Genomic DNA, 15,868 nt, shown 5'->3' with positions numbered 1-15,868 from the left:
GTTGTTGTGGCACGTTATTTTATTCAATCATTCCTTGAGCAAGCATAATTACTGCCATAAGTATTGTAGTACCAAATGCGGCAACTAATCCAGTTAAATTCTTTTTTAATATAGTAATTAGTCCAAAGGTTAGTGCAGTTGAGAAAAGAATTCCCCAAATTAAATTGACTTTTGCATATAATTCGGGGGTTTTATAATAGTATGAGGTCGGCCCTTCCCCGCCGAAAGGATATCCAGTCGTCTTGTGCAATACGCCAATTGTATACCATTCTTCCAAATGCATAAAAGCCAAAAGTCCTGTAATGACGATTAGTATTCCGCTGAAGAGCCAAAACGAAACCGAGCTTTTATTTCTATTCATTTTATTAATGTGCCACAACTACCAGATATAAGTACCACCTACTCTTATCAGCACTATGTGCGTAGTTAACAATCTGTCTTTATGTACTGATTACCCTTAGAACTAATTCCATCTAAAAATCGAACCCAGGTAAAGCGCGCAAACACAGGAATACACTTGAGTAAGATACAATATCAGAACCGCACCTAAAAGACAAGCCAGCAGAAATGTTTTCAGCCTACTTTCACCAAAATAACGCTAAAACAGAAAAGCTTACTTCTCCCGCTCTATAGTATAGCGAATCAGTTGTTCCAGCGAATCACGGGAAGGTGAGGCGGGAAAAGTGTGGAGGAGTTGAAGGGCCTCGGCGTGGAGGTTGTTCATGCATTGGATGGAGTACTCCAAACCGCCCGACTTCTTCACGAAGTCAATGACGGCGTTAATTTTATCGGCTTTGCCGTTGTTGTTTTTGACGTTATAGATGACACGGCGTTTGGTGAGCCAGTCGGCTTGCTGCAGGGCGTAGATGAGGGGCAGCGTCATCTTCTTTTCTTTGATGTCAATGCCCACGGGTTTGCCAATCTCGGCGGTGCCGTAATCAAATAAATCGTCTTTGATCTGAAAGGCCAAGCCTACTTTCTCACCGAAGAGACGGGCCCGTTCCACGGTCTCCACATCGGCACCTACGGAGGAAACACCCACGGCGCAGCAGGACGCAATAAGGGAAGCCGTTTTCTGCCGGATGATGTCAAAATACACGGCCTCGGTAATGTCCAGGCGGCGGGCTTTTTCCATCTGCAGCAGTTCGCCTTCGCTCATTTCGCGCACGGCGTTGCTCACAATCTTCAGTAACCCGAAATCATCGTTGTTAAGCGAAAGCAATAAACCTTTGGAGAGCAGGTAATCGCCCACCAGCACGGCAATTTTGTTTTTCCAGAGGGCGTTCACCGAGAAGAAACCACGGCGGTAGTTGGAATCGTCCACCACGTCGTCGTGTACCAAAGTGGCGGTGTGCAGCAACTCTATGAGGGCGGCGCCGCGGTACGTGGCGTCCGGGATTTGCTCCTGAATGAGCTTGGCCATGAAAAAAACGAACATGGGGCGCATCTGCTTCCCCTTCCGCTTCACAATGTAGCCCATGATTTTGTCCAGCAGCAGCACGTTTGATTGCATAGACTGGCGGAATTTCTTTTCAAATTCCTGCATCTCTACGGCAATCGGGGCCTGTATCTGGTCTAAAGGGCTGCTCATCTTGGTTCGCAATATTACGAGGATGCGCCCTCAGAACCAAACGCCGTTTCTGGTTTTACCTTTATTCCTGCCTTACTTTCCTGCCTTTTTAAGATATTTGCGACTATGATACAACGTGCAGACTTTCTTCTCTCCTCCCCGCATGGTCGGGACTTCGCGGTAGATGCCAGATGGCTTTCAGACGGGCAGGCCAAACCAGTGGTGGTGTTTGTGCACGGGTTCAAAGGCTTCAAGGATTGGGGCCACTTTAACCTGCTCGCCGACTACTTTGCCCGGCACGGCTTCGTGTTTGTGAAACTCAACCTTTCGCACAACGGCGTAGAACCAGACGGCACCGACCTCACCAATCTGGAGGCCTTCGGAAACAATAACTTCTGCATTGAGCTAGACGATGTGGGCACGTTGTTGGAGTATCTGAAAAATAGCCCCGCTGAGATTCCGGCGGAAGAATTAAATGCGGATTACATTTTCTTAATCGGCCATAGCCGAGGCGGTGGATTGGTACTTCTGAAAGCGGCCGAAGCCGCCCATGTGACCGGCGTAGCCACGTGGTCGGCCATCAGTGACATAGACCAACGGTGGTCTGCTGAGGTGATGGAACGCTGGAAACAGGACGGCGTGCAATACATCCCTAACGTACGCACCGGCCAACAGATGCCGCTGTATTACCAACTGGTGGAGAATTTTCTGGCGAACAGAAGCCGCTTAGACATTTCAAAAGCCGTTGAGAAACTAAGTATGCCGTTATTGATTTTGCACGGCGAAAAAGACGAGACCCTGCCCTTACAGATGGCCCATGACCTGCATGCCCTTAACCCCTTCGCAGAACTGTACCTACTTCCCGAGGGTGACCCCTCCTTCGGCGGACGCCATCCGTATGACCAGCCAGAACTTCCGGACTTAGCCAAAGCCGCAGCAACTAAAACCATCCAATTCTTCCAGCAAACCCTGGAGCGTCTATAATGCCACACCTGTACGTATTGCTGGGCAGTAACCTGGGAGACCGAATTTTCTATTTAACCGAAGCCACCACCCGTTTAGAGGCTCTTTTCGGGAAAACAGCCCAAAAATCAACCTTCTACGAAACAGCCGCCTGGGGCTTGGAAGACCAACCCTCTTTCCTGAACCAGGTGCTGGTCTTTAACACCAGCTTTTCTCCAAGGGTAGTATTGGCCCTTACGCAGCGCCTAGAACAGGAACTGGGCCGCATCAGGAAAGAACGCTGGGGCGCCCGCGTCATTGACATTGATTTGCTGTTCTATGGCAGACTGGTGCTGGAAACCCCAGAACTGCACCTCCCCCACCCCCAACTCCACCTCCGCCGCTTCACGTTAACCCCCTTGGCCGAAGTAGCGCCCGCTTTCGTTCATCCCGTTCTCCAGAAGAATGTGGTTGAGTTGTTAGCCGAGTGCCCGGATGAATTGGAAGTGAAGGAGTTTAAATTGAATGATTGAGAGATTGAATATTGAGAGAATTTAGGATGCTTTTTGAAAAATGAGCTTAAAATAAGCTAAGGCTCAAATGCTTGTGAGCCAAAATTTCAACGCGATGTAACTGCTTATTCAGCGAACTTTTCTGAGGCTTTCGCCTCACGGAAGTTTCAAACTTCCGGTCATGGTAGGTCCAAGTCACAGACTTGAACCATGTCTATTGGGGTTAGCAATGCGTGTGCCCTGTTCGTGTAAACATCCTCCTTCGCCCCCCTTCAAAGGGGGAATCTCCGCTTCAGAGGACAGAAGTCCATCTGCTACTTTCCCCTTTCCAGTCTTTCCTGAGCGCGCCTCGCTTTTGGCCCTGGAATGGCAAAACTAAGAGCAAAGGACTTCTCAGGCCGAAAGGGCAGTGCGAGAGGGGAAGACGGGGCCTCGCGGCCGTGAGCGCTTACCGGCAAAGATGAAACAACTCAGCATCTGCACTCACGCAAAAGACATACAAGCCAAGGGAACAGACAAACCCCATGCACAAACAACCATCCTACTTCCTCACATCAAACTTCTGATACACAGAATTCTGACTCACATACTCCGGCACCAGCTGCTTCATTTTCTTAATAACCTCCACGTTGTTTTGGGAGGTAAACAAACCAATTAGCACCTGAATCTCCCGCAGCACATGCTCGCTGTGGGGCGAAGGCAGATTGGCCAGTCTTATTTTGGGGTGAGCCGTGGTCTGCACCGATTCATTCTCGTGAAAGAGTTCTTCTTCCAGCTTCTCGCCGGGGCGCAAACCGGTATAAATCAACTGAATGTCTTTGCCCAAAGTCAAGCCCGAGAGTTTGATCATTTTCTTGGCCAAATCAACAATCTTGATGGAATCACCCATGTCAAAAATGTAGATTTCTCCGCCCGTACCCATCGCAGCAGCCTCTAATACTAATTGACAGGCCTCTCTAATGGACATAAAGAAACGGGAAATATCGGGGTGGGTCACGGTTAAGGGGCCGCCCTCCTCAATTTGCTTCCGGAAACGGGGAATCACCGAGCCGGTGCTGCCCAACACATTCCCGAAGCGGGTGGTAATGAAGCGGGTGCGCTTGTTTCCGGAATCGCGGAGGTAATGGTCCATGGCCTGTACGTACATTTCGCAGAGCCTTTTAGAAGCGCCCATCACACTGGTGGGGTTCACGGCTTTATCCGTAGAAAGGAGCACGAACTTCTGCGTTTGGTATTTCACGGCCAGATCAGCCAGCACTTTGGTACCCGCAATGTTGGTGTTCAAGGACTCGGTGGGGTTCTCTTCCATGACCGGCACGTGCTTGTAGGCGGCGCAATGGAAGACGATCTCGGGCCGGAAACTTCTGAACACCGCTTCCATTCTGGCCTGGTTGCAGATGTCTCCCAGCACCACTTCAAAGTTCAGCTTTACGTAGAGTTCGGTCAGTTCCAGTTCCATGTCATACAAAGAAGACTCGGCCTGGTCTAGAAGAATCAACTGTTTCGGCTTGAATTTAATGAGTTGCCGCACCAGTTCACTGCCGATGGAACCTGCCGCGCCGGTGACCAGAATGGTCCGGTTCTGGAGTTCGCTGTGCAGCAAGGGGGAATCAATTTCTTCAGAGGGACGGCCTAACACATCTTCAATGCGAACTTCCCTGATCTGTTTAAAACTGAGTTCGCCGTTAATCCATTTGTACACGGGGGGCACTACCAGCACCTGCACGCCCGCATTCAAGCAGGCATCTACCAGCTGCCTTCTTCTGGCAATGGAAAGCTGCTGTACCGCCACAATCAGTAAATCAATCTTTAAATCAGTAAGCTGACTCACCAAATCCTCGGCCGGGCACTGAATGGGAACTCCGTTGATGACTAGATCCCGTTTACGGGCATCATCGTCCAGGAAAGAAACAAAATGGTAGTAGGTTCCCATGTCCTGCTGCAGCGTCTCCAGGGTAATGCTCCCTACTTCGCCAGCCCCAAAAATGACTACGTTCACCTTGTGGGCGCTGGCATGGCTCCACTCATAATGCACAATTTTGGTCCATCCTCTAAACAGAGACAAAGCTAAAATGCAGCCCAGATAATCAATGAGCAGCACTGAGATGGGAATGAAATTCTGAAACCCGAAAACTTTGTTGTACACCAGCTGTGCCATGACCAGCAGAAAAGAACTGGCGGTAAGGGCCAGAAACAATTTGCGGAGGTCTTCCAGACTGGTGAACCGCAGAATACCGGCGTAGGTTCTGCCGTAGTAAAAAGCAACAGCCCGCACCGCCAGCACAATGGGCAGCATTTGGGTCACCGACAGCTCGGTGTACTTTCTTACATCGAAATTAAAGCGCAGCAGGTACGCTATAAAAAAAGACAGGGCACATAAACAGATATCCAACCCAAAAACAAGCTGCTTGGGCATTTTCTGTTTAAATAGCTGTTGCATGTGCCCTGTCTAGTGAAGTGAGTAATAGAAATAAATGTTCCTATGTTCTGTTTAGCTGACCTGTCCTACTTCGGCGGTTTTGTCTATCTTTTTCACTAAGCCCTGCAATACTTTACCGGGCCCACACTCAATAAACTGCGTGGCACCGTCGGCAATCATCTGCTGCACAGATTGTGTCCAGCGCACGGGCGCGGTTAACTGCTTGATCAGGTTCTGCTGAATCTCTGCAGGATCTGTATGTGGTTTAGCATCTACGTTCTGGTACACCGGACAGATTCCTCTCTGGAACTGTGTTTGCATAATGGCCTCTTCCAACTCGGCTTCCGCCGATTTCATCAACGGCGAATGGAAAGCCCCTCCCACCGGCAGCACCAACGCGCGTTTAGCACCGGCTGCCTTCAGGCGCTCACAGGCTTCCTCTACCCCGGCAATAGACCCGGAGATAACCAATTGGCCTGGGCAGTTGTAATTGGCCGCCACTACCACCTCAGAAATCTCAGCACAGATTTGCTCTACTTTTTCGTCTTCCAAGCCTAAAATGGCCGCCATGGTAGACGGCTGTTCCTCGCACGCCGCCTGCATGGCCAAGGCTCTTTTAGATACAAGCCTAAGCGCATCTTCAAAAGCCATCACTTTGTTAGCTACCAATGCTGAAAATTCTCCCAGCGAGTGCCCTGCCACCATTTCCGGGGCGAAATCCTGGGCCACTGCCGCCTGAATCACGGAATGCAAAAAGATAGCGGGTTGCGTGACTTTGGTTTCTTTTAGCTGTTCGTCGGTTCCGGAGAACATGATATCTGTGATGCGGAACCCCAGAATTTCATTGGCTCTTTCAAAAAGGTCTTTGGCTGCCTGGTGCTGCTCATACAGGTCTTTGCCCATTCCTACAAACTGAGCCCCCTGGCCCGGAAAAACATATGCTTTCATGTGTTGCGTATTTAAGAGCTTTTCGCCTGTTTTCTGTAAAACAGCCTAAAAACTGTTCGTTTGGAGTTCAATTGGCGCAAAGATATAAAAATGGTGCCCATTCTTAGAAACAGGTTTACCCGATCACTCCTTCTCTTACTTGCATTCACTTCAGCCTGTTTCATATGCTACATATCTGATTAGAACACAGGGGTTTTGCAAATTCTGAAAGGAGAACGCTTCATTCAGCACTTCAAGTCTTTATGGGCAGATAAAAGTATATAACGGCTGTTGAAGAAGCTGTAGCACCAATAAACAACTTGGACTATCTTGCTATTTTAGAGTGAAAAAGCACCTGACTTCTAATCAAAACCACCTGTTGTAAAAAGGTGGTTTTGATTAGAAGTCAGGTGCTTTTTCCTCATTATTCAAGTAATAATGAGGTATGGTTAGTTATTGGCTAACTTATACTCGGCTCATTTTGATAGGCATAATTTTACCTTTTTTGCGGCTTTCTTCGGCCATGAAGCCCATGATGTGACTCTCTATGGACTCATCAATGGTAGAAGTAAGGATTCTTGGGTTCTGCTGGGCTACGGCCTGTACAAAATCTTTCACCAGTAACCAATCTCCGCCGCCATGACCGCTGTTTTTGTATCCTTCCACGTCTTCGGCCTGCGGAACAAATTTGGTAGACTCCCGCGTCCGGAAATCTGTAACCACCAGTTCTTTCATATCGCCTACCATATCTCCCATGGAGCCCATAATGCGGGTTCGGCGGTCATGGTATGAGGTGAAGGCTTCCATGGAGAAGTTAGCCGTCACGCTATCGTCAAACATTATGCTGGTGATGTAGTGGTCTGGCTGGTCATTTTCCATGCGGTACACGCACCGGCCGAAATTTGTGGTTCTTAGCCTATCCATGATCGCTTCGCTGTGCTTTGATTTATCGGCGGGCAAATCCAGGGATTTGATACGGGTACGTCTTTCATGGTATTCTTTGATTGCCGAATATGGGCACTCCCGCTCTACCTTGCAGCCGTCGGTGCAACGGGCGGTACTGCCTGCCGGGGCATTCTCTTTCCTGAACCACTTCAGGTCGCCCATGGCCACAATCTGCTTACTTGGTTTATTGATCACCCATTTAATGATATCCAGGTCATGACACGACTTGGCCAGGATGATAGGCGTGGTTTCTTTGGAATTATGCCAGTTACCCCGCACGTAGGAATGGGCCATGTGGGTATGCTCAATGGGTTCAAAGTGCTGCACGCTGATGACCTCGCCAATAGCACCTTGCGCTATCAACTCTTTCATTTTCACGAAGTAGGGGGCATACCGCAGCACGTGGCAAACAGCGACAATCCTACCTGTTTTATGGGCCAGCTCTAAAATGTCTCGGCATTCTTTCTCTGTAGGCGCAATGGGTTTTTCCAGGAGAATGTCATAGCCCATGGACAAGGCTTTCATGCAGGGCTCATAGTGCATGTAATCTGGGGTGGAGATCACAATGGCATCGGCAAATTTTGGCCGGTCAAACACCCGTTCCCACGTGTCAAAACGATTTTCGGCAGGAATGGAATGCGTAGAGGCGTACAGATCATTACGGAATTTCACTGGTTCGGCCACCCCCACAATCTTGAACTGATCTGGAAACTTAGCCGCGAAATTACCATAAACCGTCCCCCGGTTACCGGCACCCAAGGTAATTGCCGTCACGGGCTTCGCCAGAGGAATATGCATAGGGTTGGCGGGTATCTTATACCCATACTTATTCTCACCCAAATTAGCGAGCACATCGGTACTAATGACGGCAGCCCCTATGCTAAGGCCTAAAGATTTGATTACATTTCTCCGGTTCATGGTAACAGATAGTTAATAATGCTTAAACAAAAGCTTTGCGCCTATTTTATTCTTAAATGAGCAGGTTACCCGAAGGCAATTATTGCGCTTTATAGCTATTCTTTATGGTTTGATTGTATTTGCGGTACATCTCCTGAGCAATGGTCACAGAATTACTCGATGGTTTATCTGGATATGCTTCAGAGCTGTTTACCCATTGCCATTCCCAGTTCTTTATTTTTTCATCAAAGGCTTTCTGATCTATTTCCTGGCCTTTCGCCATCTGGTCGGTGACATAGTCAAAGTATTGCTGCCAGCGTTTTTTATAGTACCCATTCAACAACCCAGACCATTGTCGGTTGGCGTATTCCCGCAGTTTGCTGTCTTTGTCGCCCCAAAGCGTGATGAGGTTGCGGGCATTCTTTTCGTAAAGCTTTTTCTCTTCACTGGTAGTACCCCAGCTTTTGGCAGAGTTCAACCAACGGCCCAATAGTAAATCTTCCTGGGTAGCCAGCAGTTTATCCATGTCTTCAATTAAAGAGATGAATTCGGCACTGTGCTTTTTGAAGGCGACTAAATCTTTCTTCTGGTAGTCCTGCGCAAATTGCTGCTGTAAGAGGGTGGCGTAATTTGCCATGACCTGCCTGGTTAGGTCTACCATATCAAACTGATACCCTTCACTGGTTTTCAGTTCATCAGAAGCTGCCATCAGGTTATCCCACGCGTTCACCAGTTCCAGAGGCTCGTAGGTGAAATTGGTGGTAACGCCTCCGGTGTTTCGGCTGAAGGTTGGCCGGCCTACAATAATGGATTCTGGCCCTCCGGAAGTAACGCTGTCTGCGTAAACGGTGCGCCTCAGAATCTCCCACGCCTTATTGGCAGCCGGGTTTTCCTTTCCGTACCTGCGTTTGGTGTAACCCTGGAGCCAGGAAGTGAGCTCGATGGGAGTTTCCCGCCAGGCGTTCTCCATCATGAGCTCGTACATCACAGGATTCTGCTCAATAGCTTCGGGAGTTAAGCCAATGCCGGTTAACTTCCCGTTTTGAGGATGGTGGAGCGCTTTGGCGGGTTCAGTAGCTACCCGGTCCATGAGACCGTACATGTTCACGTTACCCCCGAAGTTGTGCAGCATGTTCCAGATCCAGGGTTTTCCGTAGTAGGCTTCGGTTTTCTGCCACATGGGGTTCTTCTCGCTCCAAAGATCCAGGATGATCATTTTGTCATTTGGCACGGCGTTGAGCATAGCCTGTATTTGGGCTGGTTTCCAGAAATCACGGGAAAAATGGAATAGCCAACCCTGCATAATCCAGGTAGCCTTTGGGTCTGCCGCCGCCATGGACTGGTACACTTTCTGACTGATGTTGTTCAGGAAAGTAGAGTCATTGGAGGGCGGCCGGTTCTCATTGAAGGTGTCTGAGGTATATAGATGATCTGTGCCGAAGGTTTTGATTTCCTCCTCAATGAATTTCTTGCCTATTTCCACAAACATGGGATCGTCCGGGTCCAGCAGAAAAACATCGGGGAACATCTCATCCCAGCTGGTCTTTTTCAGGTTAGCCTTCGGAAATTTGTCTTTAAAGGCAGGGGGCACGTGACCGGTGAAAGCGGGCAAGATGGGGGTCATTCCCAAGCCTCTTTCCCTTTCCAGAATCTGTTTTTGCAAGGCCTCATGGCTATCCATCCAGGAAATGGGCAAGGGTCCACCCCATTGGTCAAGGTTTCCCATCCAGAACCAGCTAAAGTAGGCAGGACCGCTGAAGAAACTCTCCAAATCTTTATCGGTTAACCCCATGCTTTTGTATACCCGCCGGTGAATTGCGTTCTGACCAGTGAGGGCCAAAGGCATGTTGATTCCGTTGAGTGCCATCCAGTCAATTTCCCACTGCCAACGCTCCCAGTCCCACCAGCTCATGGTGTAATTGTAGGTACAGTAGTTCAGGTAATAGCGGTACTTGTAAGGGCTTACATTGCGGACTTTCTGCGGCAACACTGGAAGCTGCGTTGGTAGGTTCAGGTTACTGCCGTTCCAGGTAATACTGCTGTGGGTGTAGTATTTCAGGTAATGGTTGAGGGCACTGGCAATAGAGATGCCGTTGTTTCCCCTTAAAATAATCTTGCCCTTGTCACTCTCTACTTCAAACACATCTTTGCCTCCTTCCTGCGGAATGAATTCCGCGACAAAATGAGCAGCGTGGGTAGGTACCACCCGTTTGATCAGGTCATATACCGGTTTGGTGCTGGCTTCAGCAATAGGTGCCACAGAAGTATTAGAAACTGCTTCAGAAGAGGCGCTACTGGTGGTATTCGTTCGGGTACAGGCCGCGGTTAGCAGGACCAATAGCAACATTGCCCCCTGTATCTTATGTACTATGCTTCCTTTCATTTTAGGGAATATTTAGACAAAATACCTTCAAAACAGGAGAAGGAATTCCAGCCTTTAGTTGTTGCTATACTTGCCTACCAGTTCTTTCGCTTTTGCCAGAGGATCTTCAAACGGATTGACCTTGCTTACACCGGGCTTTTTAATCCAGGCTTCTTCCCAGGCATCAATGTTAGGATTGGCCTCAAACAAATGCTTCTTCATGCGCGGGATGTAGTAATCCTGAATGAGTCCGCTCCAGATTCTAGCGGCATAATCTTCATTGACCCCACCCCAAGTAGTAATCAGGCGTTTGGCATTGGCTTCATAGTAATCCTTTTCCTGCGTGGTTTTCCCGTGTGAACGGGCGAAATCTACCCAAGGCTGCAAGCGGTTGGTAGGGTGTGACGCCAGCAAGCGGTCAATATCCTGTAAGATGCTGATGGCCTTCTCTCCCGCGGCTTTGGTGGCGGCGGCATTTTTCGCTGCTTTGGCTTCCAAGGCTTGTTTGTAGTACTCGTCTGCCTTGATGCCCAAATAATGCATGACCAGTTCAATGGCATCGTTACGGTACAGTTCACTGCCTTTCAGTTCATCTGAGACGGCTAGAAAGTTCTCAATTCCTTGCAGGAAAAGCGGGTCTGAATTCACGACTCCTTTCCGGCGGGTATCTGGCACTACCAACTGCCACACAAATCTGGGGTAAGGCGAAAAACTATTGTAAACTGATTTCCGGAGCTGCTCCCAGGCGGTTTGCATCTTCGCCGGATAAGCCCCGTAGCGGGCTCGGCTGTACTCTTTCATCCATTGGTCCAGGTCGATTTTCTCGTGCGCCCAGCCCATATCGGCCAGCAGTTCATATACTACTTCGTTGTTTTCAATTCCTTCCGGCGCCGACCCAAAGCCCACCAGATTTTTGCTGTAAGGTGATTTCAAAGCGTCAATGGCGCCCGAGGCATACATGGAAAGCACACCGGTATAAGGGGTTTTGCCGCCGAAGTTGGGCACGTAACTGTATACCCATTTCTTGCCATAAAATCCTTCGTGCTCCTTCCAAACCATAGGGATTTTCCAAACCAAGTCTGGATATTCATTGGCCAGGTCCAGGATCATCATCTTGTCATCTGGCACCCGGGACATCATGGCGCTCAAAGTCTTTTTGTCCCAGAACTCGTGCTGCCAGCCAAACGTCCAGCCCTGCGTTACCCAAATCGCCTCTGGGTTACCGGCTTTAATGGAGTTATAGATAGATTCTCCGTAACCCGCCAGTAAGTCATATTTGGCCTGTGGATTGTCTTTGGGTACGGGCACGTCCATTTCATTGAAGCTGTCTGAGAGGTACAGTTTGTGTTTCCCGAACTCCTTTTCCCATTCCTCTACAAACAGCTTTCCTATTTTCTCAAAGAACGGGGAATCTGGTGCCAACACGTAGGCATTGTAGTCTTCTGAGAAACCGCCCCATTTCAATACATTCACCTTTAACTCAGGATGCTTCTTTTTGAAGCCTTCGGGCACAAAACCCGCAAAAGCCGGGGCAATAGGCTCAAAGCCGAGTTCCCGCATACGGTCCAGAATCTGATGCTGTAATTTCAACTGATCTTCATGCCAACCTTCCGGAATAGGGCCATCCCATTTATTGATGTTCCCCATGCGGTGCCAGGGCAAATGCGCCGGGCCGGTAAAGAACTCTCCTATCTCTTCGTTGGTCAAGCCTAGTTTTTTCCAGACCCGTCCGGCTATTGCTTCGCTGCCCACAACCGCCAGGGGCATGTTCACCCCGTGCAGGGCCATCCAGTCAATTTCCTTTTGCCAGCGTTCCCAATCCCAATAAGGGGTGGTATAGCCGTAGGTGACCACGTTCAAGAAGTAGCGATATTTGTAAGGCGTAGTTACCCGCTCTTTGGCGTAATCTGGCCATTGCGCCGGGAGTTTCAGGTTTTTGCCGCTCCAACTTACCATGCTGTTGGTCCCTTTTTTCAGGTATTGGTAAAAGCCGAAGGTGAGCGCCACGGAGCTGTTACCCCGCACCGTCAGTTTACCGTTGCGTGCTTCTATTTCATACGTTTCCAGGCTGTCTGACGAAGCAGGCAGCAACTCTAAAGTAATGTCTTGGGCTCTGTCTCCTATAAGGCGCTGTATAACGCCTCGGGCCGCAGCAATGGTTTTGCTCTGGCTTTTGGAAGAGGTTACCGTTTCCCGTGATTTGAAAGAGTTGGTACAGGAAAGAATACTGAAGCAAAGCAGAACAAGTAAGTATCTATAGGTATGTCGCATGAGCTATGATTTTCTAAAAACAGGTTATAAACAGGAAGCAGGCTTACTTTCACCAGTTATTGGGCAGATTAACCAGTACCGAAAGGGTCTGCCTCATCTCTTCAGGTGCAAGTACATGACCACTTATTTGCCTCTTCTTTTGTGGCCAGCAACAGCATAATACCAGATGAAGATGTAACACGGCACCATCACCCAATAGGCTTGCTGCGGATTTATTAAATCAGCAAAATAGCCGTAGATGAGCGGCACCACTGCTCCGCCCGCAATTCCCATGATCAGCATGGAGGAACCAATCTTGGTGAATCGGCCTAATCCCGCAATGGCGAGGGGCCAGATGGCCGGGAATACCAAAGCATTGGCGAGGCCCAGCAACGCAATAAATAATACAGAAACGTAGCCGTCCGTGAGAATTGCGCCCATCGTAAACACAACCCCCAGAATGGCCGAAAACTTCATGGCGTTTTCCTGCGTGATTATTTTCGGCATAGCTGCAATGCCTATGAGGTACCCCAGAATCATGGCACCCAAAGTACAGGTAGTAAAGAACTTAGCAGTGGTGAGCGCAATGCCTTGGGAAGCACCGTAGCTGATAATCGTGTCGCCGGCCATTACCTCCACTCCCACGTATAAAAACATGGTCAATACGCCCATCAATAGATGGGGAAACTGAAAAATGCTGGTTTTCCCTGTGTTGGCGGTGGCTACCTCTGTGTCTTCCTCTTCGGTGTCAATTTCCGGTAGCGAAGAGAAATAGATGATCACTGCCAGAACCAATAAGACACCGGTCATGATGAGATAAGGGGTAATAACCCGAGAGGCCAGAGCGTTCAGTTCCAGTGCTTTTCGGGCCACATCCATGGTGCCTAGCCGTTCTACCAATTCATCGGCATTACTCAAGGCAACTGCTCCTAAGATAATGGGGGCCAAGGCTCCTGCTACTTTATTGCAGATACCCATGATGCTGATGCGCTTGGCGGCACTTTCCCGAGGACCCAGAATGGTGATGTAGGGGTTGGAGGCGGTTTGCAGCATGGCCAAACCAGTTCCCTGCACAAACAAACCCAGCAGGAACAAGGAGTAGGTACGGGTCTGCGCTGCCGGTATAAAAATCAAGGCACCCATAGCCATAATCACCAAACCCACGGGCATTCCTTTCTTAAAGCCGGTCGCCTTCAATGCCCACCCTGAAGGTATTGCCATGACCAGATAGGAAATATAGAAAGCGAAAGCTACCAGGTAAGACTCTAAATTGTTCAGTTCACAGGCAATACGTAGGTAAGGAATCAAAACCGAGTTCAGCCAGGTGACAAACCCAAAGATGAAAAACAACGCCCCTATTATGAGCATTGGGCGAGTGTAGCTTTGCGAGGTCTGGATTACCTCTTTTTCTTTCAGCACGGAATTTGGGGCCATGGTATGGTAGGCTAATTAGTTGTCGTATTTAACTGATATCTAAATGGGCAGTATTTTCACAAATAAGAAACTCCTAAAGTTGTCATGTCTCCCCTATTGTGTTATGAGTATGTTTATGCAATAGCAGTGAATATTGAAGTATCCATCAAAATGGAGTTCACACTATCAATTAGAAATCAATTGCTGTTTCTGCATTGATTTTCTAAAACAAGCACAAAACAAAAACAAGTTTATTGAAACAAGTAGACTTTAATCATTGCTATCAACTTCAAGAACTCCTTCAAAAATATTCTCCATTACAACTGCCACTGGCCCCATGATATCTGCCTCCAAGCCCAGATTAGACAACGCTATTTCGGTTCTCTCCCGCAACTGGGCCATACAATACTGATTGATTGACTGCTGAATGGGCGTGGTGATATATTGTTTAGCCCCGGCAATTCTACCTCCCATAATGATTAATTCAGGATTAAATAACTGAATCAATATAGAGATTCCCTTTCCCAGATTAATTCCCATTTCAGAGAGAATATTAATGGCATATTGATCTCCTAAATTAGCGGCATCTATGACTAATTGCGGGTTTATTTTTTCTATATCTCCCCCTGAAAGTTCATTTAACAAGGAGTACTGACCTGACTGAATCCCTTCTTTTGCCATGCGAGTCAGCGCAATTCCGGAGGCTACAGTTTCCAGGCAACCGCACTTTCCGCAGTAACAAAGGGCACCCTCATTCACTAACGGAATATGCCCTATTTCCCCGGCAAACCCTGTGAAACCGGTATTCAATTTGCCATCGGTTAAGATTCCCAAACCAATCCCCCAGTCTAACTTCACCACCAGCACATTTCTTCTACCCTGCGCCAACCCAAACCTGTATTCGGCCAAAGCAATGCTCTTGACATCGTTTTGGATATAAACCGGTTTATTGAACTTGTTGGATAACAGTTTTTGCAGCGACTCTGACCCGTCGGGAGGCAGCAGGTATGAGTAATTGTTTCCTTCTTTGGCATCTACTAAACCGGGCATACTAATGCCAATCCCCAGAAGCTTTTCCCTGTCAATTCCTGAGCTAGAGATCAATTCTTCGGCATGTTCATAGAGTTGTTCTATGATGCTGAGATCTTTTGAAATATGAATTGGGAAGACGTGGGTACGGGTAATGTTATTATTGTTGTTGTCAAAAATTGCCATTCTGGTTTTGAACCTACCCAAGGCAATACTTAACACAAAAAGTGAATTGTCCCGAAGCCCATACAAGTCTGGCTTTCTCCCGCCCTCAGATTTTCCCTGTCCCTGCTTCTCCACCAAACCTTCCAGCATCAACTCTTTCAGCAAACCCATGGAAGTAGGCGAACTGATACGAAAATCATTGCAAAGTTCTGAGTTGGTCTTTGGACCCTTTACATACAACTCCTTGATTATCTTAAGCTTCTGATTATGCTTCTTTTTCTCTATATAATTTAGAGTATCTAAATAAGCATCTAACTGGATTAATGTACTCATATCTTTTTGTCAATGATTACCCTACAAATAACAACTTTTTTTCGAAATCCTCAAACACTTAGCTTAATTTTTTATAAAAGTTTCATTATACTTTATTTCTGCCT

11 protein-coding genes are annotated in these 15,868 nt (G+C 48.2%); 2 read left to right on the top strand and 9 right to left on the bottom strand.

Going from position 1 to position 15,868, the window contains the following annotated elements; genetic code table 11:
* Positions 1–19: 19 nt before the first annotated feature.
* Both ACY0JR_RS14825 and ACY0JR_RS14820 read right to left on the bottom strand, forming a co-directional pair.
* On the bottom strand, positions 20–361 hold the full coding sequence (locus ACY0JR_RS14825; protein WP_462634892.1) for a hypothetical protein: 342 nt from the start codon (positions 359–361) through the stop codon (positions 20–22).
* A 252-nt stretch (positions 362–613) separates the two neighbouring features.
* Positions 614–1,591, bottom strand: coding sequence for a polyprenyl synthetase family protein (locus ACY0JR_RS14820; RefSeq protein ID WP_462634891.1), 978 nt, complete (start codon positions 1,589–1,591; stop codon positions 614–616).
* A gap of 105 nt (positions 1,592–1,696) precedes the next feature.
* On the opposite strand from ACY0JR_RS14820, the gene ACY0JR_RS14815 reads away from it, so the two are divergent.
* Positions 1,697–2,554 (top strand): alpha/beta hydrolase family protein, encoded by an 858-nt coding sequence (locus tag ACY0JR_RS14815; RefSeq protein ID WP_462634890.1) that lies wholly within the window; start codon positions 1,697–1,699, stop codon positions 2,552–2,554.
* Positions 2,554–3,045 (top strand): 2-amino-4-hydroxy-6-hydroxymethyldihydropteridine diphosphokinase, encoded by a 492-nt coding sequence (gene folK / locus ACY0JR_RS14810; protein ID WP_462634889.1) that lies wholly within the window; start codon positions 2,554–2,556, stop codon positions 3,043–3,045. Before ACY0JR_RS14815 ends, folK begins: the two co-directional genes overlap by 1 nt.
* A 520-nt stretch (positions 3,046–3,565) precedes the next feature.
* On the opposite strand, the gene ACY0JR_RS14805 is transcribed toward folK, so the two are convergent.
* The 7 genes from ACY0JR_RS14805 to ACY0JR_RS14775 form a co-directional block, all read right to left on the bottom strand.
* Positions 3,566–5,464 carry a polysaccharide biosynthesis protein gene (locus tag ACY0JR_RS14805; protein WP_462634888.1) on the bottom strand — a complete coding sequence of 633 codons (1,899 nt, stop codon included), beginning with the start codon at positions 5,462–5,464 and terminating at the stop codon, positions 3,566–3,568.
* A gap of 51 nt (positions 5,465–5,515) precedes the next feature.
* Positions 5,516–6,391 carry an ACP S-malonyltransferase gene (gene fabD / locus ACY0JR_RS14800; RefSeq protein ID WP_462634887.1) on the bottom strand — a complete coding sequence of 292 codons (876 nt, stop codon included), beginning with the start codon at positions 6,389–6,391 and terminating at the stop codon, positions 5,516–5,518.
* Positions 6,392–6,835: 444 nt separating this feature from the next.
* Entirely contained in the window at positions 6,836–8,233 is a 1,398-nt protein-coding gene (locus tag ACY0JR_RS14795) for a Gfo/Idh/MocA family protein (protein ID WP_462634886.1), read from the bottom strand.
* A 79-nt stretch (positions 8,234–8,312) separates the two neighbouring features.
* Entirely contained in the window at positions 8,313–10,559 is a 2,247-nt protein-coding gene (locus tag ACY0JR_RS14790; protein ID WP_462634885.1) for an alpha-N-acetylglucosaminidase, read from the bottom strand.
* 90 nt (positions 10,560–10,649) lie between these two features.
* Complete coding sequence (locus tag ACY0JR_RS14785; RefSeq protein ID WP_462634884.1) at positions 10,650–12,845, bottom strand: alpha-N-acetylglucosaminidase; 2,196 nt, start codon at positions 12,843–12,845, stop codon at positions 10,650–10,652.
* A gap of 123 nt (positions 12,846–12,968) precedes the next feature.
* The gene (locus ACY0JR_RS14780) at positions 12,969–14,258 is read right to left on the bottom strand and encodes a sugar MFS transporter (protein ID WP_462634883.1); all 1,290 of its coding nucleotides are present in this window, start codon (positions 14,256–14,258) and stop codon (positions 12,969–12,971) included.
* Positions 14,259–14,507: 249 nt separating this feature from the next.
* Positions 14,508–15,764 carry an ROK family protein gene (locus ACY0JR_RS14775; RefSeq protein WP_462634882.1) on the bottom strand — a complete coding sequence of 419 codons (1,257 nt, stop codon included), beginning with the start codon at positions 15,762–15,764 and terminating at the stop codon, positions 14,508–14,510.
* Between the last annotated feature and the right edge of the window lie 104 nt (positions 15,765–15,868).

The sequence above is a fragment of the Rufibacter sp. JT3400010 genome, from assembly GCF_054956755.1.
The sequence above is the reverse complement of the archived record's forward strand: the minus strand, read 5'-3'. Positions and strand labels throughout refer to the sequence as shown.

Excerpts from the sequence above, each read along its gene's own strand:
- ACY0JR_RS14780 (WP_462634883.1), bottom strand. The coding sequence starts at position 14,258 with ATGGCCCCAAATTCCGTGCTGAAAGAAAAAGAGGTAATCCAGACCTCG.
- ACY0JR_RS14785 (WP_462634884.1), bottom strand. The coding sequence starts at position 12,845 with ATGCGACATACCTATAGATACTTACTTGTTCTGCTTTGCTTCAGTATT.
- ACY0JR_RS14775 (WP_462634882.1), bottom strand. The coding sequence starts at position 15,764 with ATGAGTACATTAATCCAGTTAGATGCTTATTTAGATACTCTAAATTAT.
- ACY0JR_RS14825 (WP_462634892.1), bottom strand. The coding sequence starts at position 361 with ATGAATAGAAATAAAAGCTCGGTTTCGTTTTGGCTCTTCAGCGGAATA.
- ACY0JR_RS14795 (WP_462634886.1), bottom strand. The coding sequence starts at position 8,233 with ATGAACCGGAGAAATGTAATCAAATCTTTAGGCCTTAGCATAGGGGCT.
- fabD (WP_462634887.1), bottom strand. The coding sequence starts at position 6,391 with ATGAAAGCATATGTTTTTCCGGGCCAGGGGGCTCAGTTTGTAGGAATG.
- ACY0JR_RS14815 (WP_462634890.1), top strand. The coding sequence starts at position 1,697 with ATGATACAACGTGCAGACTTTCTTCTCTCCTCCCCGCATGGTCGGGAC.
- ACY0JR_RS14805 (WP_462634888.1), bottom strand. The coding sequence starts at position 5,464 with ATGCAACAGCTATTTAAACAGAAAATGCCCAAGCAGCTTGTTTTTGGG.
- folK (WP_462634889.1), top strand. The coding sequence starts at position 2,554 with ATGCCACACCTGTACGTATTGCTGGGCAGTAACCTGGGAGACCGAATT.
- ACY0JR_RS14820 (WP_462634891.1), bottom strand. The coding sequence starts at position 1,591 with ATGAGCAGCCCTTTAGACCAGATACAGGCCCCGATTGCCGTAGAGATG.
- ACY0JR_RS14790 (WP_462634885.1), bottom strand. The coding sequence starts at position 10,559 with ATGTTGCTATTGGTCCTGCTAACCGCGGCCTGTACCCGAACGAATACC.